This is a genomic window from Streptomyces sp. NPDC001270 (assembly GCF_042896695.1).
GTDB lineage: Bacteria > Actinomycetota > Actinomycetes > Streptomycetales > Streptomycetaceae > Streptomyces.
Map to the genome: position 1 here is coordinate 390167 of NZ_JBIAXM010000001.1, position 21691 is coordinate 411857.

The 21691-nt window shown below is 72.4% G+C and carries 20 protein-coding genes; 11 read left to right on the forward strand and 9 right to left on the reverse strand.

The window, feature by feature from the left end; all coding sequences use genetic code 11:
- Positions 1–184: 184 nt before the first annotated feature.
- Complete coding sequence (gene purN / locus ACFY2B_RS01825; protein ID WP_390761148.1) at positions 185–814, forward strand: phosphoribosylglycinamide formyltransferase; 630 nt, start codon at positions 185–187, stop codon at positions 812–814.
- Complete coding sequence (gene purH / locus ACFY2B_RS01830) at positions 811–2406, forward strand: bifunctional phosphoribosylaminoimidazolecarboxamide formyltransferase/IMP cyclohydrolase (protein WP_390761149.1); 1596 nt, start codon at positions 811–813, stop codon at positions 2404–2406. The genes purN and purH overlap by 4 nt, the downstream gene beginning before the upstream one ends.
- A 140-nt stretch (positions 2407–2546) precedes the next feature.
- Here purH and ACFY2B_RS01835 read toward each other — a convergent pair whose 3' ends face one another.
- The gene (locus tag ACFY2B_RS01835; RefSeq protein ID WP_390761150.1) at positions 2547–3257 is read right to left on the reverse strand and encodes an RDD family protein; all 711 of its coding nucleotides are present in this window, start codon (positions 3255–3257) and stop codon (positions 2547–2549) included.
- A gap of 303 nt (positions 3258–3560) precedes the next feature.
- Between ACFY2B_RS01835 and ACFY2B_RS01840 the strand changes: the two genes are divergently transcribed.
- From ACFY2B_RS01840 to ACFY2B_RS01855, 4 genes are all read left to right on the forward strand, one after another.
- Entirely contained in the window at positions 3561–4415 is an 855-nt protein-coding gene (locus ACFY2B_RS01840; RefSeq protein WP_390761151.1) for a bifunctional methylenetetrahydrofolate dehydrogenase/methenyltetrahydrofolate cyclohydrolase, read from the forward strand.
- Positions 4405–4878, forward strand: a complete 474-nt coding sequence (locus ACFY2B_RS01845; protein WP_390761152.1) for a DUF3017 domain-containing protein — start codon at positions 4405–4407, stop codon at positions 4876–4878. The genes ACFY2B_RS01840 and ACFY2B_RS01845 overlap by 11 nt, the downstream gene beginning before the upstream one ends.
- A 501-nt stretch (positions 4879–5379) precedes the next feature.
- The gene (locus tag ACFY2B_RS01850; RefSeq protein WP_390761153.1) at positions 5380–6558 is read left to right on the forward strand and encodes a DUF2690 domain-containing protein; all 1179 of its coding nucleotides are present in this window, start codon (positions 5380–5382) and stop codon (positions 6556–6558) included.
- A 570-nt stretch (positions 6559–7128) separates the two neighbouring features.
- Positions 7129–8118, forward strand: coding sequence for a malate dehydrogenase (locus ACFY2B_RS01855; protein ID WP_390761154.1), 990 nt, complete (start codon positions 7129–7131; stop codon positions 8116–8118).
- A 153-nt stretch (positions 8119–8271) separates the two neighbouring features.
- Here ACFY2B_RS01855 and ACFY2B_RS01860 read toward each other — a convergent pair whose 3' ends face one another.
- From ACFY2B_RS01860 to ACFY2B_RS01875, 4 genes are all read right to left on the reverse strand, one after another.
- Positions 8272–9240, reverse strand: coding sequence for a GNAT family N-acetyltransferase (locus ACFY2B_RS01860; RefSeq protein WP_390761155.1), 969 nt, complete (start codon positions 9238–9240; stop codon positions 8272–8274).
- Positions 9241–9456: 216 nt separating this feature from the next.
- Positions 9457–10215 carry an isocitrate lyase/phosphoenolpyruvate mutase family protein gene (locus tag ACFY2B_RS01865; RefSeq protein WP_390761156.1) on the reverse strand — a complete coding sequence of 253 codons (759 nt, stop codon included), beginning with the start codon at positions 10213–10215 and terminating at the stop codon, positions 9457–9459.
- Positions 10216–10235: 20 nt separating this feature from the next.
- A complete protein-coding gene (locus tag ACFY2B_RS01870) occupies positions 10236–10706 on the reverse strand; it encodes a carboxymuconolactone decarboxylase family protein (RefSeq protein WP_390761157.1) in 471 nt (156 codons plus the stop codon).
- Positions 10703–11200, reverse strand: coding sequence for a carboxymuconolactone decarboxylase family protein (locus ACFY2B_RS01875; protein WP_390761158.1), 498 nt, complete (start codon positions 11198–11200; stop codon positions 10703–10705). Before ACFY2B_RS01875 ends, ACFY2B_RS01870 begins: the two co-directional genes overlap by 4 nt.
- A gap of 47 nt (positions 11201–11247) precedes the next feature.
- On the opposite strand from ACFY2B_RS01875, the gene ACFY2B_RS01880 reads away from it, so the two are divergent.
- Together ACFY2B_RS01880 and ACFY2B_RS01885 are read left to right on the forward strand one after the other, a co-directional pair.
- Positions 11248–12642 carry a PLP-dependent aminotransferase family protein gene (locus ACFY2B_RS01880; RefSeq protein WP_390761159.1) on the forward strand — a complete coding sequence of 465 codons (1395 nt, stop codon included), beginning with the start codon at positions 11248–11250 and terminating at the stop codon, positions 12640–12642.
- 262 nt (positions 12643–12904) lie between these two features.
- Complete coding sequence (locus ACFY2B_RS01885) at positions 12905–13774, forward strand: DMT family transporter (RefSeq protein ID WP_390761519.1); 870 nt, start codon at positions 12905–12907, stop codon at positions 13772–13774.
- Between the two features lie 216 nt (positions 13775–13990).
- Here the strand turns inward: ACFY2B_RS01885 and rocD are convergent, their stop codons facing one another.
- Entirely contained in the window at positions 13991–15196 is a 1206-nt protein-coding gene (rocD, locus tag ACFY2B_RS01890) for an ornithine--oxo-acid transaminase (protein WP_390761160.1), read from the reverse strand.
- A gap of 264 nt (positions 15197–15460) precedes the next feature.
- Here rocD and ACFY2B_RS01895 point away from each other — a divergent pair, with 264 nt between their 5' ends.
- On the forward strand, positions 15461–16930 hold the full coding sequence (locus ACFY2B_RS01895) for a glycine hydroxymethyltransferase (RefSeq protein ID WP_390761161.1): 1470 nt from the start codon (positions 15461–15463) through the stop codon (positions 16928–16930).
- A gap of 65 nt (positions 16931–16995) precedes the next feature.
- Here the strand turns inward: ACFY2B_RS01895 and ACFY2B_RS01900 are convergent, their stop codons facing one another.
- The 3 genes from ACFY2B_RS01900 to ACFY2B_RS01910 form a co-directional block, all read right to left on the reverse strand.
- A complete protein-coding gene (locus ACFY2B_RS01900) occupies positions 16996–17727 on the reverse strand; it encodes a hypothetical protein (RefSeq protein WP_390761162.1) in 732 nt (243 codons plus the stop codon).
- 153 nt (positions 17728–17880) lie between these two features.
- Positions 17881–18945, reverse strand: a complete 1065-nt coding sequence (locus tag ACFY2B_RS01905; protein WP_390761163.1) for a hypothetical protein — start codon at positions 18943–18945, stop codon at positions 17881–17883.
- Positions 18938–19498, reverse strand: a complete 561-nt coding sequence (locus ACFY2B_RS01910; RefSeq protein WP_390761164.1) for an RNA polymerase sigma factor — start codon at positions 19496–19498, stop codon at positions 18938–18940. Before ACFY2B_RS01910 ends, ACFY2B_RS01905 begins: the two co-directional genes overlap by 8 nt.
- A 131-nt stretch (positions 19499–19629) precedes the next feature.
- Between ACFY2B_RS01910 and trpS the strand changes: the two genes are divergently transcribed.
- Together trpS and ACFY2B_RS01920 are read left to right on the forward strand one after the other, a co-directional pair.
- Positions 19630–20643, forward strand: a complete 1014-nt coding sequence (gene trpS, locus ACFY2B_RS01915) for a tryptophan--tRNA ligase (protein ID WP_390761165.1) — start codon at positions 19630–19632, stop codon at positions 20641–20643.
- Positions 20644–20812: 169 nt separating this feature from the next.
- Positions 20813–21391, forward strand: coding sequence for a 2'-5' RNA ligase family protein (locus ACFY2B_RS01920; protein WP_376524183.1), 579 nt, complete (start codon positions 20813–20815; stop codon positions 21389–21391).
- The last annotated feature ends 300 nt before the right edge of the window (positions 21392–21691 follow it).

Here is a 21691-nt window from a genome sequence, read left to right on the forward strand (position 1 = left end):
TGACGGCCGACTGCTTCGTAGGGTTCCCCGGATCCAGGGGCGCGAAGCAATCGTACGAATGTACAAACCTCCGTACGGTGTCCGGCCGCCGCAGCGAAGTTCCGTGACGAAGTTCCGTACCGCAGTTCCCCAGCGAAGTCCTGTGCCGAAGTTCCCCGCAGTTCCCCCGAGAAAGGGCCCCACCGTGGCCGCCAAGCCCGAGGTCAAACGCCTCGTCGTGCTGGTCTCCGGATCCGGCAGCAATCTGCAGGCGCTCCTCGACGAGATCGCGGCCACCGGTGCCGAGCGCTACGGCGCCCGGATCGTCGCCGTCGGCGCCGACCGCGACGGCATCGAGGGGCTGGCCCGGGCCGAGCGCGCCGGGGTGCCGACCTTCGTGCGCAGGGTCAAGGACTACGGCACCCGCGAGGAATGGGACGCCGCGCTCGCCGAGGCCGTCGCCGGCCACCGGCCCGATCTCGTCGTCTCGGCCGGCTTCATGAAGATCGTCGGCAAGGAGTTCCTCGCACGCTACGGCGGACGGCTCGTCAACACGCATCCCGCTCTGCTGCCCAGCTTCCCGGGGGCCCACGGCGTGCGGGACGCGCTCGCGTACGGCGTCAAGGTCACCGGCTGCACCGTCCACTTCGTCGACGACGGCGTCGACACCGGGCCGATCATCGCGCAGGGCGTGGTCGAGGTCCGGGACGAGGACGACGAGAGCGCGCTGCACGAGCGCATCAAGGAAGTCGAGCGAAGGCTGCTCGTCGAGGTCGTCGGCCGGCTCGCCCGCCACGGCCATCGCATTGAGGGACGAAAGGTAGTAATCCAGTGACCTCCGAGAGCAACGGGAGCGGTACGCGGGCGATCCGTCGCGCGCTCGTCAGCGTCTACGACAAGACCGGACTCGACGAGCTGGCGCGCGGGCTGCACGAGGCCGGCGTCGCACTCGTCTCCACCGGCTCCACCGCCGGGCGGATCGCCGCGGCCGGCGTCCCCGTCACCAAGGTCGAGGACCTCACCGGTTTCCCCGAGTGCCTGGACGGCCGGGTCAAGACGCTGCACCCCAAGGTGCACGCGGGCATCCTCGCCGACCTGCGGCTGGACAGCCACCGCGAGCAGCTGGCCGAGCTGGGCGTCGAGCCGTTCGACCTCGTCGTCGTCAACCTCTACCCGTTCCGTGAGACCGTCGCCTCCGGCGCCTCGCCCGACGAGTGCGTCGAGCAGATCGACATCGGCGGGCCCTCCATGGTGCGGGCCGCCGCCAAGAACCACCCGTCCGTGGCCGTCGTCACCAGCCCCGAGCGGTACGCCGACGTCCTCGCGGCCGTGCGGGACGGCGGCTTCGACCTCGCCACCCGCAAACGGCTGGCGGCGGAGGCGTTCCAGCACACGGCGGCGTACGACGTCGCGGTCGCGAGCTGGTTCGCGGGCGAGTACGCGCCGGTCGACGAGTCGGGCTTCCCCGACTTCCTCGGCGTCACCTGGGAGCGGGCGAGCACCCTGCGCTACGGCGAGAACCCGCACCAGCCCGCCGCGCTCTACGTCGACACGGCGTCCGGCAGCGGCTCCGCCGCGGGCGGCGGCCTCGCGCAGGCCGAGCAGCTGCACGGCAAGGAGATGTCGTACAACAACTACACGGACACGGACGCCGCCCGCCGTGCCGCGTACGACTACGACGAGCCGTGCGTCGCGATCATCAAGCACGCCAACCCGTGCGGCATCGCGATCGGCGCGGACGTCGCCGAGGCGCACCGCAAGGCGCACGCCTGTGACCCGCTGTCGGCCTTCGGCGGTGTGATCGCCGTGAACCGGCCGGTCAGCAGGGAGATGGCGGAGCAGGTCGCCGAGATCTTCACCGAGGTCATCGTCGCGCCCGACTACGAGGACGGCGCGCTGGAGGCCCTGGCGAAGAAGAAGAACATCCGGGTCCTCAAGGCACCGGACGGCCCGTCCGGCCGGGTGGAGACCAAGCAGCTCGACGGTGGTGTCCTGGTGCAGGTCACCGACCGGTTCCAGGCCGACGGCGACGACCCGGCCAACTGGACGCTGGCGACCGGCGAGGCGCTCGACGCGGACGAGCTGGCGCAGCTCGCGTTCGCCTGGAAGGCGTGCCGCGCGGTGAAGTCCAACGCCATCCTGCTCGCCAAGGACGGCGCGTCGGTGGGCGTCGGCATGGGCCAGGTCAACCGGGTCGACTCGGCGAAGCTGGCCGTCGAACGGGCCGGCGCCGAGCGCGCGCGGGGCGCGTACGCGGCCTCCGACGCGTTCTTCCCCTTCCCGGACGGCCTGGAGATCCTCACCGCGGCCGGTGTCCGGGCCGTCGTCCAGCCCGGCGGCTCGGTCCGCGACGAACTCGTCGTGGAGGCCGCCCAGAAGGCCGGCGTCACCATGTACTTCACGGGGACGCGGCACTTCTTCCACTGATACGGATTCCCCCCCGTCCGCCGGGCCGGGCCGGCCGCTGTCGCCGGCCCGGTACGGCCAAGGGCCGTGTCCCACCGTACGAGTGGGACACGGCCCTTGGCCGTATCTCGCGTGCCGACGCGGGTCCGCGTCCGCCCCGGTCAGCTGTTGTGTACGACCATCGTGCTCGCGGCCTTGTCGTGCCAGCCCTGCTGGCGGCCCGACTTGTCCCAGAACGGGGAGAGGTACACGATCAGCGCCCCGATACCGCAGACGAAGCTGCCGATCACCGGAATGATGTAGCGGATGAGCGCCGAGCCGATGCCGGGCTTCCGGCCCGTGTCGACCTTCACCACGCGGATGCCGACGGCCAGCTTGCCGACGGTCGCCCCGACCAGAGCGGTCATCAGCCACTCGTAGAGCAGACCTATGATCGCCAGCACGCCGATCACCGCGCCGAACTTGGCGACGAAGTCCGAGCTGGCGTTGTTGATGCAGGTGTCGTAGTTGGCCGCGTTGGGGTCGCAGTCCTTGGCCGCGCCGATGAGGCTGGCGAAGCCGGCGGCGGCCAGGATGCCGTAGACGACGCCGAAGACGACACCGTCGATCACGCGGGCGCCGAGGCGGCGGCCCATCGACGCGACCCGCGGGCCGACACCGCCCGGATAGCCCGGCTGCTGGGGGTAACCCGGCTGCTGCGGGTAGCCGTAACCCTGCTGCGGCGGAACTCCCTGCGGCGCCTGCGGGTAGCCGTAGCCGGGCTGACCCGGCTGTCCCGGCTGACCGGGCTGGCCGGGCTGCTGCGGGTAGCCGTAACCCTGCTGGGGATTCTGCGGCTGTCCGTAGGGGTTCTGGGGCGAGCCGAAACTCATGGCGGATTTCCTCCGTTGCACTGCGGGGACGACGCGGACAGGCGCGGAGGAACGTCAGAACTTGAGCGGTTTGCCCCCCAACACGGACCGCGGTACTGCGCCGTTCATCGTCATGGCTGGGAGACCCCTTGTCCAGCCACTTACGACAGGCGTTGTGCAAGCGAAACATCAACGATCTTGGGCGAACCGGAGACGGAGGAAACGGACGGTCCCGGACCGAAGCGGCCCCGGCCGCCACGACGGAGGGGACGCCGACGGCCCCGGATTGGAACCAACGGGCGGTCATCCTGGAGGATGGGGGGCATGACCGCCCAGATTCTCGATGGCAAGGCCACCGCAGCCGCGATCAAGTCCGATCTGACCGCCCGCGTGGCGGCGCTGAAGGAGAGGGGCATCACGCCCGGCCTCGGCACGATCCTGGTCGGGGATGATCCCGGCAGCCAGAAGTACGTAGCCGGCAAACACCGGGACTGTGCCCAGGTGGGCATCGCCTCCATCCAGCGCGAGCTGCCCGCCACGGCGACGCAGGAGGAGATCGAGGCGGTCGTCCGCGAACTGAACGAGGACGCGGCCTGCACCGGCTACATCGTCCAGCTGCCGCTGCCCAGGGGCATCGACGAGAACCGCATTCTGGAGCTGATGGACCCGGACAAGGACGCGGACGGCCTGCACCCGATGAACCTCGGCCGTCTCGTCCTGAACGAGCCGGCCCCGCTGCCCTGCACCCCCAACGGCGTGCTGACCCTGCTGCGCCGCCACGGCGTGGAGATCAAGGGCGCCGAGGTGGTGGTTGTCGGCCGCGGTGTGACCATCGGCCGGCCGATGCCGCTGCTGCTCACCCGGCGCAGCGAGAACGCCACGGTCACCCAGTGCCACACCGGCACCCGTGATCTGGCGTCCCACCTCCGGCGCGCGGACATCATCGTCGCGGCGGCCGGATCCGCCCATCTGATCCGGCCCGAGGACGTCAAGCCGGGCGCCGCGGTCCTGGACGTGGGCGTCTCGCGCAGCGCGGACGGCAAGATCGTCGGCGATGTGCACCCCGGTGTCGCCGAGGTGGCCGGGTGGATCTCCCCGAACCCGGGCGGCGTGGGCCCGATGACCCGTGCGCAACTGCTCGTCAACGTGGTCGAGGCGGCGGAGCGCAGTGCCGGCTGAGAACACCCACCACGACACGGAGCCGACGGTCCGCGACGCGATCAGCGCACCCGACGCGGCCGGGCGCCCCAAGCGGGTCACGCGCCGCTTCCCGCTGTTCACCAGGGACACCGCGCGCCCCGAGGGCGGCGGCCGGGCCGCCTCCGGCGACCTGCCGGCGCCGGCCCGCCAGTGGCCGATCCTCATAGTGCTGGGCACGGTCGCCCTCGGCCTGCTGCTGACCGCACTCGACGTCTTCCGGTTCGGGATGCTGCTGGTCGGCGCCGCCCTGCTGGCCGGCGCGGCACTGCGCTGGTTCCTGCCCGGCGTCGGCATGCTCGCCGTCCGCTCGCGCTTCACGGACATCGCCACCTACGGCGTGCTGGGGCTGGCGATCGTCCTGCTCGCGATGATGGCCCAGCCCAGGCCGTGGCTGGAGATCCCGTTCCTGAAGGACACGCTGCACTTCACGATGAACCAGTAGGCGGCGCCGGCCGGTCCGGTCCGTGCCCCGCCCGAGGACGGCGGCCCGTCTCTTCCCCCGAGCCGGGACGGGCCGCCGTCGCTCCTCAACCCTCCCGTGCCGTGCCCGGCCCGTTCCATGCCTGTCCGCACGCTGTGTCAGGGAAGTGACCGTTCCGCCGTCAGGGAAGTGACCGCTCCGCCACGGTCCGCGGGCCCTGCGGGAAGACGGGCCCGCCGGATACGTCGTGCGGAGTGTGGCGTGCGCAGCGCGGCGCGTGGTCTGTGGCGTGCGGCGCGTGGTCTGCGGCGTGCGGTGGTGTGTGACCGGCCGGCTCGATGCTCCTGTGCGCCCTCGCCCGCGGAACTGCGGTCCGTGGCGAACGCATCCCTGTGGGTAGCCAGAACCGGGACCGGCGACGGGGCGCCCCCCGCGGGGGGAACTGCGGGGAGGGCGACGGGGACCCGACACCGGGCGACACCGGGCACACGACAGCACCGACCGGGGGAAGAGGGGGAACCCATGCCTCGTTGGAAAGCCCTGCCCGACCAACTCGATCCGCAGGTCAAGGAGTTCACCGGCCAATTACGGCGGCTCGTGGACCGCGCGGAGCTGAGCATCGCGGCGCTGGCCGACCGCACGGGCTACAGCAAGACGTCCTGGGAGCGTTACCTCAACGGCCGGCTCCTCGCACCGAAGGGCGCGATCGTCGCGCTCGCGGAGGTCACCGGCACCCATCCCATCCACCTCACCACCATGTGGGAACTGGCCGAACGCGCCTGGAGCCGTTCCGAGATGCGGCACGACCTGACCATGGAGGCGATACGCATCACCCAAGCGCGCGCCGCACTGGGGGAGTTCGGCGCGCCGTCGGCCGGCGCCGGGAGCGCGGGCAGAACCACACGCCGGAGCGCCGGCGCGAGGGCGGCACCCGGCATCGCGGGCCCCACCGGCGTGTCCCCGACGATCCCGCCCCAGCCGACCGCACCCGACGCCGATGCGCGGGCGGGCGCCCGGCGGCGCCCCGGCACGGGCGGCAACTCCCGGGAAGCCGCCGGGCGTCAGGGCCCCGCGCGGGCCGGCGGCAGGACGGCACGGTCGTACACGCCGCCGCCCGCCTCCGGCCGGACACCGGCGGCTCCTGGCCGGTACGGCGCGCCGCCGCGGGGAGTGGACCCGGGCGCCGCCTCCGGGGGCCGGGGCGGCAGGCGGCAGACGGCGATGTTCCTTGCCGGGTTCGTGGGTGTGCTCCTCGTCATCGCCGGTTTCCTCCTGCTGACCGGCAGGGGCGGCGACAAGAAGAACGACGAGGGCACGGCCAAGTCGCCCGCCCCGTCCACGAGCACCGCCGCCGGCCTGCCCGCCGGGGTCAAGTGCGTCGGCGGTGACTGCACGGGCAAGGACGCCGAGGCCATGGGGTGCGGCGGCGACCTGGTGACCACTGCCCGGACCGCCACCGTCGGTACCGTCACCGTCGAAGTCCGCTACAGCAGGACCTGCGGCGCGGTCTGGGGGCGGATCACCGGCGCGGGACCGGGTGACGAGGTCCGCCTCACCGTCGGCGCCACCGCCGGCCGCACCGGCACGGTCACGGAGGCCGGCGACACCCTCGCGTACACCCCGATGGTGGCCGTACCGAACGCCACCGGGGCGAAGGCGTGCGCGACGCTGTCGAACGGACGGACGGGGTGCACGCGTTAGGAACACCGGGGAGCGGGGCGGGAGTTGGGCAGGGTCGGGCGGATGGGCGCACGGGGTGAAGGGCGTACGCGAACGCGAGGCGTGAGGGGTGAGGGGGTACGGGGGTGGCGTACGGGAGGGAAGTGCGGTGGGGGACGTACGGGGGAGCCATGCTGCGAGGGACGAACGGCGGGGCGGCGTGCGGTGCAGGCGTGCCCCGTTCTGATGAAATTCCGCGCGGTGTGCATGGTTGGCGGCAACGTGGGAACGCGAACCGTACCCCCACGGGAGTCCGGAATCCGGTATCCCCGAACGGCGGCCGCCCTTGTCTCTCCTCTCCCGGACGGGCGGCCGCCTCTCCCTGGGGTCTGCGGGACGGGCCCCTGGGGTCTGTGGGACGGGCCACACGGGGTGGGCGGTGCGCCAGGTCCGACGCGCGATAGCCTGACCGCTGGATCTCTCTTGACGCCAAGAGATCGATCAACTGAACCGTGATCGATCGTCGCGGCGGGCACCGGTCACCGGCCGGGGCGGGATCCCGTACCCCCGGGGCAGGGACGCCCCACCGCCAGCTGTCATACGGAGAACGCCATGACCCGCACTCCCGTGAACGTCACCGTCACCGGCGCGGCCGGCCAGATCGGTTACGCCCTGCTCTTCCGCATCGCCTCCGGCCAGCTGCTCGGCGCGGACGTGCCGGTCAAGCTGCGCCTCCTGGAGATCACCCCGGCGCTGAAGGCGGCCGAGGGCACGGCCATGGAGCTGGACGACTGCGCGTTCCCGCTCCTGGCGGGCATCGACATCACGGACGACCCGAACGTCGCCTTCGACGGCACCAACGTCGCCCTCCTCGTGGGCGCCCGGCCGCGCACCAAGGGCATGGAGCGCGGTGACCTCCTGGAGGCCAACGGCGGCATCTTCAAGCCGCAGGGCAAGGCCATCAACGACCACGCCGCGGACGACATCAGGGTCCTGGTGGTCGGCAACCCGGCCAACACCAACGCGCTCATCGCGCAGTCCGCCGCCCCGGACGTACCGGCCGAGCGGTTCACCGCGATGACCCGCCTCGACCACAACCGCGCCCTGACCCAGCTGGCGAAGAAGACGGGTTCGACGGTCGCCGACATCAAGCGGCTGACCATCTGGGGCAACCACTCCGCCACCCAGTACCCGGACATCTTCCACGCCACCATCGCCGGCAAGAACGCGGCCGAGGTCGTCGACGACGAGAAGTGGCTGGCCGACGAGTTCATCCCGACCGTCGCCAAGCGCGGCGCGGCGATCATCGAGGCGCGCGGCGCGTCCTCCGCGGCCTCCGCCGCCAACGCCGCCATCGACCACGTCCACACCTGGGTCAACGGCACCGCCGAGGGCAACTGGACCTCCATGGGCATCCCGTCGGACGGCTCCTACGGCGTTGCGGAGGGCCTGATCTCCTCCTTCCCGGTCACCGTCAAGGACGGCCGGTACGAGATCGTCCAGGGCCTGGAGATCAACGAGTTCTCCCGCGCCCGTATCGACGCCTCCGTCAAGGAGCTGGAGGAGGAGCGCGAGGCGGTCCGCTCCCTGGGCCTCATCTGATCCGCTCCCCGGGGCTGTCCGGGTCTCACTGATCCGCTCCCGGGCCTCCGGGGCCTCCGGATCTTCGGGCACCCGGTGCTCCCTGGGCCACGAGCTACCCGGGCCCCGCTCCTGCCACCTCGGAGCGGGGCCCGCGTATGTCTCCGTCCCCCGCTACGCGCCCACGTCCCTGTCGGGAACCGGGTCCGGGTGCGGGGCCGGAACCAAGTCCGGGTCCGGTCCCGCGGCCGACCGTGTCAGCCGCTTCTCGAACCAGTGATGGGCGTAGACGTGGTCGACGTACGCCGGGATCTCCGTGTACCCGCACGCCCGGTACATCGCCTGCGCCTCGGTGAGCGTGCGGTGCGTGTCCAGCCGTACGACGTCCAGTCCGCGGGCCCGTGCCTCGTCCTCCAGACCGGCCAGCAGCCGCCGGGCCAGCCCGAGGCGGCGGGCGTCCGCGTGCACCCACACGTGCCGGAGTTCGCCGACGCCCGGAGCCAGCCGCCGCAGCGCCCCGCAGCCCACCGGCCGCCCCTCCTCGTAGGCGACCAGGAAGGCACCGGCCGCGCCCGACACCTCGTGGGGGCCCACCAGGTCGGACTTGTCGAAGCCCTCGGGGAAGCGCTCGTCGATGTCGGCTGCGTACGCGTCCAGGCAGGCGCGGGCGTCGGCCGAGGCGCCGTCGACGACCCGCACGGTGATCCCCGCGAGCCGCAGCAGACGCTGGGCGGTGGCCAGGGCGCCGGTCAGCTCGGCGCGCTGGTCCGGGGTGAGGGACCGGAGCAGACCGGCGGCGAGCGCGTCGGCGCGCCGGTTCTGCTCCTCGACCTCGACGCGCCCGGCCGGGGTCGGCTCGACCGTCCGCAGCCGGGTGTCGTGCGGCGGGACGCCGACGCGGACCATGCCCTGCGTCTCCAGTGCCCGCGCCATCCGGCTCAGATAGCCGGCGTCCAGGCCCAGCCGGGTGCGCAGTTCGCGCAGCGGGACCCCGTCGCCGATCTCGAAGAGCAGACGGGCCTCGCCGAGCGGGCGGTTCTGGCCGAGGTAGCGGTCGTCGAGGACGCCGATCCGGCGCGTGAAGTACCGGTTGAACCGGCGGAAAGCCGCCACGTCTTCGTCGGCAACGGGCTCAGGCTCCATAGCTCTTTGACTTTAGTCAAGGAAGCCTCGACGGTCCATCCTGCGGGCAAGGGCAAGGGCAAGGGCAAGGGCAAGGGCAAGGGCAAGGGCAAGGGCAAGGGGCAGGGGCAGGGGTGCCTGCGGATGGGCGAAGGCGCCCGGGTGAGCGCACCTGGCCTTGCGTGCCTTGTGTGCCTTGGCGGGCAGGGGGCATCGGAGCGCCCGCCCCCTGCCCGCTCACCGCACGAGTCCGCCCGCGATGCGCCGCAGCGCCGCGTCCGCCGAGTGGTGCAGGCCCGGACCGAACGTGATCCGGGTGGCCCCGAGCCGGCTGAGTTCCGCGGGCGGCGGGCCGTCCCCGTCGAGCCGGCCGAGCACATTGAGCGGGCCCTGGATCCCGGACCGCAGCCGCGGGATCAGCTGTGCCGGGGCCATGATCGGATAGACGCAGTCGGCTCCGGCCGCGACATACGCCGCGCCCCGCTCGATGGCCGCGTCGGGATCCATGACGCCACGCAGGAAGGTGTCCACGCGCGCGTTGACGAACAGTTCGTCACCGGCGGCCGAACGCACCGCGGCGAGCCAGTCGGCCTGCTCGTGCGGGTCCCTGAGGGCGCCCGCCACGGAGTCCTCCAGGTTGCAGCCCACGGCCCCCGCCTCCAGCAGCCGCTCCACCAGCTCCTTCGGCGCGAGCCCGTAGCCGCTCTCGGCGTCCGCCGACACCGGCACGTCCACCGCGCCGGCGATCCGGGCCACCGCGGCGAACATCTCGTCCGCCGGAGTCTGCCCGTCCGCGTACCCGAGAGAGGCGGCGATCCCCGCACTGGGCGTGGCCAGCGCCGGGAACCCGGCCTCCGCAAGGGCCCGGGCGCTCGCCGCGTCCCACGGTCCCGGCAGGACCAGAGGATCACCCGGCGACCGCCGCAGATGCAGTGAGCGGAAGACCTCCACCTTCCGCACCACCGGCAGTTCGCCGAGCAGATCAAGATTCCTCATGTGTCCTGCCCCCGCCCCGCTCACGGCCGGTACCCACCGGGCGCGACCCGGACACTGACCATCAGCCGGTTCCAGCTGTTGATCGCCGTGATCAGCCCGACGAGGTGGGCGAGTTCGGTCTCGTCGAAGTGCTTGGCGGCCCGCTCGTACACCGCGTCCGGCACGAAGTCCCGCCCGGACGCCGTGCGGGAGGCGCTCGCGGTGAGGGCGGTCACCGCCTCGGTGAACGCCAGTGCGGCCCGCTCCCGCTCGCTGTAGTGGTCCTCGGCCTCTTCCCGGGCGTTGAGCAACTGCAACCGATTCTCGGACACGCCGTTCTTCCGGGCCGGCGCGAGATGCATGTCCAGGCGGAACGCGCAGTGGTTGAGCTGCGAGGCGCGGATCATCACCAGCTCCGCCAGGACCGGGTCGCCCAGTCCCCGTTCGGCCGCCCCGGAGAGCGCCGACAGGGCCTCGGCGACCGAGCGGTCCAGCACCTGCGTACGGGTCACGGGTGCTGGCCCGGCTGGTAGTGGCCCGGCGTCGTCCGGGTGGTCACGCCGAACCGGTTCCAGGCGTTGATCACCGTGATCGCGGCGATCAGCTGTGCCAGCTCAGCCTCCTCGAACAGCTTCGCCGCCTTCTCGTACACCTCGTCGGGTACGAAGCCGTCGGTGAGGACCGTGATCGCCTCGGTCAGCTCGATCGCCGCCAGCTCCTTCTCCGTGTAGAAGTGCCGCGACTCCTCCCACGCGCTCAGCTGCACGATCCGCTCGACGCTCTCGCCGGCCGCGAGGGCGTCCTTGGTGTGCATGTCGAGGCAGAACGCGCAGTGGTTGATCTGCGAGGCACGGATCTTCACCAGCTCGTACAGCTTCGGGTCCAGGCCCTTCTTGGCCGCGGTGTCCAGCCGGATCATCGCCTTGTACACCTCCGGCGCCAGTTCGGCCATGCGCAGGCGGGGGGTCAACTCGGGTGCGTACTGAACGTCGTCCTGTGTGGTCATGACTTCGACACTAGAAGCCAGGCAGCCCAGGAGTATGGTCCATTTCCATGGCGGAATCCTGGGCCACTTTGGGCATCGACCTGCATCTGGAACCGACCGGGTCGGGCGGTCGGCGGCGGGGCCTCACCGACGCGCTGCGGGACGCGGTCCGCACCGGCCGCCTCGCCCCCGGCACCCGGCTGCCCTCCTCCCGCACCCTCGCCACCGACCTCGGCATCGCCCGCAACACCGTCGCCGACGCCTACGCCGACCTCGTCGCCGAGGGCTGGCTCACCGCCCGGCAGGGCTCGGGCACCCGGGTGGCCACGGGGATACCGGCCGTCGTCGGCGAGGCCGCCCCGGCACCCCGCCGCCGCGTCCGCGGCCGGCCGACCCACAACCTGACGCCCGGCACCCCCGACCTCGCCGCCTTCCCGCGCACCGAATGGCTCAAGGCCGCCCGCCGCGCCCTCACCGCCGCCCCCAACGACGCCCTCGGTTACGGCGACCCGCGTGGCCGTCCGGAACTGCGCACCGCCCTCGCCGGCTACCTCGCCCGTTCCCGGGGCGTGCGCGCCGATCCCGGGAACATCGTGGTGTGCGCCGGTTTCGTGCACGGCCTCCAGATCCTCGCCAAGGTGCTGCGGGCCCGCGGCGCCCGCACGGTCGCCGTCGAGTCGTACGGCCTGTCCGTCCACTGGGACCTGCTGACCGACGCCGGCCTGGCCATCCCCCCGCTGCCCTACGACGAACGGGCCACCGACACCCGTGCCATACCGGACGCGGGTGCCGTGCTGCTCACGCCCGCCCACCAGTTCCCGATGGGCACGGCCCTGCACCCCGACCGGCGGGCCGCCGTGGTGGACTGGGCGCGGCGCACCGGCGGCCTGGTCCTGGAGGACGACTACGACGGCGAGTTCCGCTACGACCGTCAGCCGGTCGGCGCGCTCCAGGGCCTGGACCCCGACCACGTCGTCTACCTCGGCACCGCCAGCAAGTCCCTCGCCCCCGGTCTGCGGCTGGGCTGGATGGTGCTGCCGCCGTCCCTCGTCGAGGAGTGCGCCGCCGCCAAGGGCAACAGCGACGGCTGCGGGGTACTGGACCAGCTCACCCTGGCCGAGTTCCTCACCTCCGGCGCCTACGACCGTCAGGTGCGCTCCGCCCGCCTGCGCTACCGGCACCGCCGGGACGCCCTCGTGGCGGCTCTCACCGCCCGCGCGCCCGAGGTCCATGTCACGGGCATCGCGGCCGGTCTGCACGCGGTCCTGCGCCTGCCGCCCGGCACCGAACGGTCGGTGGTCCAGGCCGCTGCCTGGCAGGGTCTCGGCCTGCACGGCCTGACCACGTACCGCCACGGACACGCCGACACCGCCCCCCTGGACGCCCTGGTCGTCGGCTACGGAACCCCACCGGACCACGCCTGGACGGCAGCCCTGGAGGCCCTGTGCCGCGTACTGCCGTAACCACTCTGCCGGGCTTGGTACGGGGGTGATCCCCCAAGGGCTTGGTCCGGGGACGACGGTCCCCTCGCGGCTTGGCCGGGGGTGATCCCCAAGGGGCTTGGTCCGTGGATGATCCCCTTGCGGCTTGGTTCGGGGACGAATCCCGGCGTGGGTGAGCGGGGCGCCGGTGAGCGGGCGAGTGGGGGCGAGAGTCCGGTGTGAGCCTGCCCGGGGCCGGGCCCCGGGCCCTCCCGTCCCCTACAGTCGCATTGTGCTCTTCGGAATGGTGTGCGCCCTGGGCGCGGCGGTCTGCTTCGGTACGGCGACCGTGTTGCAGGCGATGGCCGCCCGGGAGGCGGCGGACGTCGGCGGGGGCGGTGGCACGGCGCTGTTGCTGCGGGCGCTGCGGCAGTGGCGGTATCTGGCCGGGCTGGGGCTGGACGGGCTCGGGTTCCTGCTCCAGATCGCGGCGCTCCGGTCGCTCCCGATCTACGCGGTCGCCGCGGCGCTGGCGGCGAGTCTGGCGGTGACCGCCGTGGTCGCGGCGCACCTGCTGCGGGTGCGGCTGAGCGGGGTGGAGTGGGGCGCGGTGGCGGTGGTGTGCGCCGGGCTCGCGATGCTGGGGCTGGCCTCCGGGCCGGAGGGCCATAGCAGCGGCTCGGCGGCGCTGAAGTACGCGATGCCCGCGGTGGCCCTGGGGGTGCTGCTGGTCGGGGCGGTCGGCGGACGGCTGCGGGGGCGGAACCGGGCGCTGCTGCTCGGGCTGGGGGCGGGGTGCGGGTTCGGGGTGGTGGAGGTGGCGGTACGGCTGATCGACGGCCTCACGCCGACGGCCCTGTTCACCAACCCGGCCACCTACGCCCTGCTGATCGGCGGGGGCGCCGCGTTTCTGCTGCTCACCTCGGCCCTCCAGCGCGGCTCGGTGACGACGGCCACCGCCGGAATGGTGATCGGGGAGACGATCGGCCCGGCGGCCGTGGGCGTGGTGTGGCTCGGCGACCGCACCCGCGAAGGCATGGCCTGGCCGGCGGTCGTGGGCTTCGCGGTGGCGGTGGCGGGCGCCCTGGCCCTGGCCCGCTTCGGAGAGGCCCCGGCGGAGCAGTCCCTGACCGAACAGCCCCAGAGGAAAGAGGCCGGGACGGCGCAGCCCTAGATGCGGAGCCTGGACGTACTGCCCTGGGAGGCCGAGGGGGCACGGGCGGCGGGAGCACGGGAGCCCGGAGCCCGGAGAACGGGGGCACGGGGGCTCGGGCGGCAGCCGGTCCGGATCGGCCCGGTCACTGGAGCGCGAGAGCGCGCGAGGCGGGCGTGGGCAGCGTGGGCGGCCCGCTCCGGCACCGTCGCTCCCGCCATCGGCGCCGCGACCGACCTAGGCAGCCAGCACCGCCCGCAGTTGATCGAGCCCCCAGTCCAGATCCTCCTTCTCGATCACCAGCGGCGGCGCGATCCGGATCGTCGAGCCGTGTGTGTCCTTCACCAGGACCCCACGCTCCATCAGCCGCTCCGAGATCCGCCGCCCCGTGCCGAGCGTCGGCGTGACGTCCACGCCGGCCCACAGGCCGCGCCCGCGCACCGCCGTCACCGCGCCGGTGCCGAGCAGCGCGCCCAGCTCACGGTGCAGATGTTCGCCCAGCTCCGCCGCGCGCGCCTGGTACTCGCCCGACCGCAGCATCGCGATCACCTCCAGCGCCACGGCACAGGCCAGCGGATTCCCGCCGAACGTCGACCCGTGCTCACCCGGCCGGAACACCCCGAGCACCTCCGCACCCGACACGACCGCGGACACCGGCAGGATTCCGCCGCCCAGCGCCTTCCCCAGCAGATACACATCCGGTACGACCCCTTCGTGCTCGCACGCGAAGGTCCGTCCGGTCCGGCCGAGTCCCGACTGGATCTCGTCCGCCACGAACAGCACGTTCCGCTCCCGGGTCAGCTCCCGCACCGCCGGCAGATAACCGGCCGGCGGCACGATCACGCCCGCCTCGCCCTGGATCGGCTCCAGCAGCACCGCGACCGTGTTCTCGGTGAGCGCCGACCGCATCGCGGTCAGGTCCCCGTACGGCACGATCTCGAAGCCCGGCGTGTACGGCCCGAAGTCCGCCCGCGCCTGAGGGTCGGTGGAGAAGCTGATGACCGTCGTCGTACGGCCGTGGAAGTTGCCCCCGGCGACCACGATCTTCGCCATCTCCGCGGGCACCCCCTTCACCCGGTAGCCCCACTTCCGGGCTGTCTTCACCGCGGTCTCCACCGCCTCCACGCCCGTGTTCATCGGCAGCACCAGCTCCATGCCGCACAGCTCGGCCAGCTCCGCGCAGAACGCCGCGAACCGGTCGTGATGGAACGCCCGTGACGTCAGCGTCACCCGTTCCAACTGAGCCCTGACCGCCGCCACCAGACGCGGATGGCCGTGCCCGAAGTTCAGTGCGGAGTAGCCGGCGAGCAGATCGAGATAGCGCCGGCCCTCCACATCCGTCATCCAGGCCCCGTCCGCGGTGGCCACGACCACCGGCAGCGGGTGGTAGTTGTGCGCGCTGTGGGCGTCGGCGGCGGCGATGAGCGTCTCCGTAGCGTTCACGGGAACTCCTGTGGCCAGCGAGTCGGATTCGTCCCCCCCTTTTCCTATCCTCTTCCCATCCTCGCGCGCGGGAGGGACCCGCAGGCGTCCCCGACATGCGACCACCGCCCCGCTTCCCCGTCCTGCGCGCCCGGTAGGCTGGCCGCGGGCCGTGACTGGCGCGCTGGGATGGGATGGACCATCGGGGAGCGGCCTCAGCGAGACCGAGTGCCGTGCGCCTGGGCCGAACCGTGAACGCTGTACGCACACCGTCCGGAGGTCCTCATGCCAGAGCAGTCCCCCGCCCCCCTCTCCTCGTCCCTCTCCGCCGAGTCCACTGCCTTTCGGGCCGCCCTCGACGTGATCCGCGCCGTCGAGCCGAGGGTGGCCGACGCCATCGGCCAGGAGGTCGCCGACCAGCGCGAGATGCTGAAGCTGATCGCCTCCGAGAACTACGCCTCCCCGGCCACCCTTCTCGCGATGGGCAACTGGTTCAGCGACAAGTACGCCGAGGGCACCATCGGCCGCCGCTTCTACGCCGGCTGCCGCAACGTCGACACCGTGGAGTCGATCGCCGCCGAGCACGCCAGGGAACTCTTCGGCGCCCGCCACGCCTATGTCCAGCCGCACTCCGGTATCGACGCCAACCTCGTCGCCTTCTGGGCCGTCCTCGCCCAGCGTGTGGAGGCGCCCGCGCTGGAGAAGGCCGGTGTCCGGCAGGTCAACGACCTCTCCGAGGCCGACTGGGCCGAACTCCGCCAGTCGTTCGGCAACCAGCGCATGCTCGGCATGTCCCTGGACGCCGGTGGCCACCTCACCCATGGTTTCCGCCCGAACATCTCCGGCAAGATGTTCGACCAGCGTTCCTACGGCACCGACCCGGCGACCGGCCTCATCGACTACGAGGCGCTGCGTGCCTCCGCCCGCGAGTTCAAGCCGCTGATCATCGTCGCCGGCTACTCCGCCTACCCCCGTCTCGTGAACTTCCGGATCATGCGTGAGATCGCCGACGAGGTCGGTGCCACGCTCATGGTCGACATGGCGCACTTCGCCGGTCTCGTCGCCGGCAAGGTCCTCACCGGCGACTTCGATCCGGTTCCGCACGCCCAGATCGTCACCACCACCACCCACAAGTCGCTGCGTGGCCCGCGCGGCGGCATGGTCCTGTGCGACGACTCGCTCAAGGACCAGGTCGACCGCGGCTGCCCGATGGTGCTCGGCGGCCCTCTTCCGCATGTCATGGCCGCCAAGGCCGTCGCCCTCGCCGAGGCCCGGCAGCCGTCCTTCCAGGACTACGCCCAGCGGATCGTCGACAACTCCCGGGCTCTGGCGGAGGGCCTGATGAGCCGGGGCGCCACCCTGGTCACCGGCGGAACCGACAACCACCTCAATCTGATCGATGTCGCCACCTCCTATGGCCTCACCGGCCGGCAGGCCGAGGCCGCACTGTTGGAGTCCGGCATCGTCACCAACCGCAACGCGATCCCGGCCGACCCCAACGGCGCCTGGTACACCTCCGGTATCCGCATCGGCACCCCGGCCCTGACCACGCGTGGCCTGGGTACCGCCGAGATGGACGAGGTGGCCGCGCTCATCGGCCGCGTCCTCACCACGGCCGAGCCCGGCACCACCAGCAAGGGCACGACGTCCAGGGCGCAGCACGTCCTCGACCCGAAGATCGCGGACGAGATCTCGCAGCGGGCCTCCGACCTCGTGGCCGGGTTCCCGCTGTACCCGGAGGTCGACCTCGGCTGACACCCGGCCGGGGCCAGGTGGCCCGGAGCCGGTGGCCCGCAGGGCTCCGCGGTTCCCTTGGGCTCTCACATGTCCCGCAGCTCCTGTCGCGGCCCCGGCTCTCGGCTGCCACGCCGCAGGGCCGCGGGCGCCAGCCGGGGCAGGAAGCGGCGCAGCACGAGTGCGAGCGCCGCTCCCGCCGCCGCGCCTGGTATCGCCCACCACCAGTCGGTGCCGTCGTCCTCGGGTCCGGTGCTGATCGACACCGTCGTGGTGGTCTGGTCTTCCTGCACCGATGGGTCAGGGGTGTCCGACGACTGCCATGGGGACGGGAAGATGCCGCTGTAGCCTGCTTGGCCGGTGCTCTTGCCCATCACCCCCAACTCCCCGAGTAAGGAACGCAGTTGGGTGGGCTGCTCGGCCTGGTGCCAGTAGCCGTTGCCCGAAGTGGGCAGGTTCGCCGCCGTGTGGATCCAGATCTCCTGCGAGGGTGAGTCGAGGGGGAAGACCCGGTCCACTCGCCAGGGCGATATGTCGTGCGCCAGCCAGGTCACATTGATCTGCCGGGCGGAGGACAGGGTCGCCTCCGGTGGCATGGTGCGCGAGCCCTTGTTCTCCGGGCCGAGCAGAGCCTGGAGTTGCTCGTACTCCTCGTCCGAGTAGTACCGCGCGGTGGCCTCTTCGCTCTGGGGTGAGGCCACCAGCACGCTGGTCGGGCCGCCGGCCACCGCGGACGGCGCACCCCATAACAGCAGCCCGAGCAAGGCAGCCAACACCCCGCCCCATGCCATCAGTTCACGAGCCTTGCCTTTCGCCATGCGATCCCCCAGTCGGACGAATCCGTGTGGCCCGTCGGCGGGCCACGTGTCACTTCTGGTACACCGCCCGGCCCGCCCGGGTTCCCTTCCCGCACCCACTTTTTCGAGGACTTGTCCGTGGCGTCACCGGACTGCCCGGATCCGCGGGGCCGCTCAGGCCGGGCGGCCGGCCGACTGGGACAGCGCGGTGAGGGACTTCGCGATCCGCACCGCCCTCGTCCGTGTATCCACGCCCTCCAGCCGCAGGGTCACCTCCCCGCCCGAGGGCCCACCGGCTCCCTCACCGCCGGACCCTGCGCCGCCCCCGCCCCCGGCCCCCGTGCTCGGCTGTGCCGGGTGGGTCCACAGCAGGGTCGGACCCGCCGTGCGCACCTGCTGCCGGTAGCGGTCGCCGTCCGCGTCCACCAGCCAGAACCCCAGCAGATGCGGCTGCGGGAACCACAGGGCGAAGTCGGGGATGCCGTCCGGCGCCTGTGCCCGGTGCAGCTCGATCCACTCCGGCGCCTCCCGCACGGTCTTGACGAAGCCGGGGTCCAGGCTCGCCGGGAACTCGTCGAGCCGGACCGTGCCGCCCCGCTCCTGCCAGCACATGCTCAGCAGGAGCCGGCCGCGCGGCTCATCGGTCACGGTCACCGCGTCCGGCACCCCGAGGGCGTCCGGCACGAGCGGTTCGAACCCGGCCCGCCGGCTCGCCTGCGCGAGGGTCAGCGAGCGGCCGCAGCCGGGCACCTCGGCGCCGGGGGAGGGCACCGCCGAGGGGTCGTAGCGCACCTCGATCCCGCCGAAGCCGAACCAGTCGTGGACCGCGGCGCGCACCGGGGGAGTGAGCGCGAGCACCGCCAGCAGACCGCACAGCGTCGCCGTCAGAGAACGCCACCGCAGCCGCGTCCAGCGCCGGACGGCGCGCAGCCGCTCACGGAGGCCCGGCGGCTCGGCCACCGGGACCGGCACCCGCTCGGCCAGGAGCTGCCCGAGCACCCGCTCGGCCATCGTCTCCGCGCCGATCGGACCCGCGGCGCCGTCGGGCCCGTCTGCCCCGGGTGCGCCCAGTGACCGGCCGAGCGCCCGCAGCTCCTCCGGCAGCCGGGCGGCGGCGGAGCCACCGGACCGTCCGCGGCTCCGCCCCCGCGGCCCCCGGTCGCCGCCCGGACGGCGTGAGCCCCGGCCCCCGGCGCCTCTGGAGGCTCGTCCGTCCTCGCCGTCGTACGACTCAGTCACGCCCGTCACCCCCTTCCCTGGGCTGGAATTCCGGCAGCAGCAGCCCCAGCTTCCCCAGGGCGCGGTTCAGGCGGGACTTCACCGTCCCCCGGGGCCAGCCGAGGGCCTGCGCCGTCTCCGATTCGTCCATCTCCAGGAGATAGCGGTAGGTGACGACCAGGCGGTGCTCTTCACTCAGCCGGTCCAGGGCGGCCAGCAGGGCCGTGCGACGCTCCGTGTGGAGCGTGGCGACCGCCGGGTCCGCCGCCTCCGGTATCAGCGGCTCGGCCTCCGCGAAGGCGGCCTCCCGGCCGGCGAGTGTGCGCTGCCGCGCCGCCGTCCGCACTGTGTTCCTCGTCTCATTGGCGACGATCGACAGCAGCCAGGGCTTGAACGCTGCGCCGTCCTTGAAACGGCCCAGCGCGCAGTACGCCTTGACGAATGCCTGCTGCACCACGTCCTCCGCGTCCGCACCCGCCCCGAGCGCCGCGGCCGCCCGCAGGGCGATGCCCGTATGGGCTCGCACCAGCTCCGCGTACGCCTCCGGCTCTCCGGCGCGTACGCGTGCGATCACCGCGGCCTCATCGACGATGCGGCCCCCCTCCCGCGTCCTCACGCTCTTGATACACCGCACGAGCCGAATCGGTTCCCGCCCGTTTCCGGCCAGGTCGGGATCGAGGCCCGACACCTGAGAGAATGGTGAACATGGCCTCTGACAGTCCCCGTGTGCTCTCCGGGATCCAGCCCACCGCGGGCTCGTTCCACCTCGGCAACTATCTCGGCGCCGTCCGCCAGTGGGTGGCCCTGCAGGAGTCCCACGACGCGTTCTACATGGTCGTCGACCTGCACGCGATCACGGTCCCGCAGGACCCGAAGGAACTGCGCGCCAACACCCGGCTCGCCGCCGCCCAGCTCCTCGCGGCCGGCCTCGACCCGGAGCGCTGCACACTGTTCGTCCAGAGCCATGTCCCGGAGCACGCCCAGCTCGCCTGGGTCATGAACTGCCTCACCGGCTTCGGCGAGGCGTCCCGCATGACCCAGTTCAAGGACAAGTCCGCCAAGCAGGGCGCCGACCGCGCCTCCGTCGGCCTGTTCACGTACCCGATCCTCCAGGTCGCCGACATCCTGCTCTACCAGGCCAACGAGGTCCCGGTCGGCGAGGACCAGCGCCAGCACGTCGAGCTGACCCGCGACCTCGCCGAGCGTTTCAACGGCCGGTTCGGGGCGACGTTCACCGTGCCGAAGCCGTACATCCTCAAGGAGACGGCGAAGATCTACGACCTCCAGGACCCGTCCGCCAAGATGAGCAAGTCGGCCTCCACGCCGAAGGGCCTCATCAACCTCCTCGACGAGCCGGCGACCACCGCCAAGAAGGTCAGGAGCGCGGTCACCGACACCGACACCGTCATCCGCTACGACGCCGAGAACAAGCCGGGCGTGAGCAATCTGCTCACGATCTACTCGACGCTCACCGGGACGGCGGTGTCCGAGCTGGAGGCGAAGTACGAGGGCAAGGGCTACGGGGCGCTCAAGACGGATCTCGCCGAGGTCATGGTCGAATTCGTGACGCCGTTCCGGGAGCGCACCCAGCAGTACCTGGACGATCCCGAGACGCTCGACTCGATCCTCGCCAAGGGCGCCGAGAAGGCGCGTGCCGTCGCCGCGGAGACGCTGGCCCGCGCGTACGACCGGGTGGGATTCCTGCCCGCCAAGCACTGAGGCGCACCACCGCACACACGGGCATCGGGCAGGGCGCCGCACATCACTTCGGCTGCGCCTGCCCATGACTCGGCTGTGGCCTTAGAGTCGATAGCCGGACGGCCGAGTGCGGAACCGGCGATCCGGCCCGGCCGACGACAGACGACGTCAGACGACGACAGGAGACGACGTGGGGACCGTAACGATCGGCGTGTCGATCGCGGTCCCGGAGCCTCACGGCAGCCTGCTCCAGGAGCGGCGCGCGGGCTTCGGCGACGCCGCGGCTCACGGCATCCCCACGCACGTCACGCTGCTGCCGCCGACGGAGGTCGACGCCTCCGCGCTGCCGGCCGTCGAGGCCCATCTGACCGAGGTCGCCGCGGCCGGCCGGCCGTTCCCGATGCGGCTGTCCGGCACGGGGACCTTCCGGCCGCTGTCGCCGGTGGTCTATGTGCAGGTCGTGCAGGGAGCGGAGACCTGCACCTGGTTGCAGACGCGGGTGCGTGACGGTTCCGGTCCGCTCGCGCGCGAGTTGCAGTTTCCGTACCACCCGCACGTCACGGTGGCGCACGGTATCGAGGACGCGGCGATGGACCGTGCCTTCCGGGAGCTGGCCGGGTTCGAGGCCGAGTGGCCGTGCACCGGGTTCGCGCTCTACGAGCAGGGGCCCGACGGGGTGTGGCGCAAGTTGCGGGAGTTCGCCTTCGGAGGGGCGTTGGTGCCGCCGCAGGCGGGCCGCGCGATGAGCGCTCCGCTGGGTGGGGCGTGAGGGGATTGTTGTTCGGCTGGGGGTAGGTGGGGGTTTCTCGCGGGGCCGGGGGTTGTGGCGGGGGCGTTTGGGTGCGGGTGGGTGGGGGTGGTTTGCGTAGTTCCCCGCGCCCCTATGGGAGCTGGCGGTCGTTTGGCTGCGGGTTGGTGGGGGCTGGTCGCGCAGTTCCCCGCGCCCCTGGGTGTGGGGGTGAGCTGTGGGTGTTCGGGTGCGGGTTGGTGGGGGCTGGTCGCGCAGTTCCCCGCGTCCCTGGGTGTGGGGTGGGTGGTGGGTGTTCGGGTGCGGGTCGGTGGGGCTGGT

What these genes read in the sequence shown, in the direction of transcription:
- ACFY2B_RS01835 (WP_390761150.1), bottom strand. Translation starts at nt 3,257, where the DNA reads ATGAGTTTCGGCTCGCCCCAGAACCCCTACGGACAGCCGCAGAATCCC.
- ACFY2B_RS01840 (WP_390761151.1), top strand. Translation starts at nt 3,561, where the DNA reads ATGACCGCCCAGATTCTCGATGGCAAGGCCACCGCAGCCGCGATCAAG.
- ACFY2B_RS01850 (WP_390761153.1), top strand. Translation starts at nt 5,380, where the DNA reads ATGCCTCGTTGGAAAGCCCTGCCCGACCAACTCGATCCGCAGGTCAAG.
- ACFY2B_RS01855 (WP_390761154.1), top strand. Translation starts at nt 7,129, where the DNA reads ATGACCCGCACTCCCGTGAACGTCACCGTCACCGGCGCGGCCGGCCAG.
- ACFY2B_RS01860 (WP_390761155.1), bottom strand. Translation starts at nt 9,240, where the DNA reads ATGGAGCCTGAGCCCGTTGCCGACGAAGACGTGGCGGCTTTCCGCCGG.
- ACFY2B_RS01865 (WP_390761156.1), bottom strand. Translation starts at nt 10,215, where the DNA reads ATGAGGAATCTTGATCTGCTCGGCGAACTGCCGGTGGTGCGGAAGGTG.
- ACFY2B_RS01875 (WP_390761158.1), bottom strand. Translation starts at nt 11,200, where the DNA reads ATGACCACACAGGACGACGTTCAGTACGCACCCGAGTTGACCCCCCGC.
- ACFY2B_RS01880 (WP_390761159.1), top strand. Translation starts at nt 11,248, where the DNA reads ATGGCGGAATCCTGGGCCACTTTGGGCATCGACCTGCATCTGGAACCG.
- ACFY2B_RS01885 (WP_390761519.1), top strand. Translation starts at nt 12,905, where the DNA reads ATGGTGTGCGCCCTGGGCGCGGCGGTCTGCTTCGGTACGGCGACCGTG.
- ACFY2B_RS01895 (WP_390761161.1), top strand. Translation starts at nt 15,461, where the DNA reads ATGCCAGAGCAGTCCCCCGCCCCCCTCTCCTCGTCCCTCTCCGCCGAG.
- ACFY2B_RS01900 (WP_390761162.1), bottom strand. Translation starts at nt 17,727, where the DNA reads ATGGCGAAAGGCAAGGCTCGTGAACTGATGGCATGGGGCGGGGTGTTG.
- trpS (WP_390761165.1), top strand. Translation starts at nt 19,630, where the DNA reads ATGGCCTCTGACAGTCCCCGTGTGCTCTCCGGGATCCAGCCCACCGCG.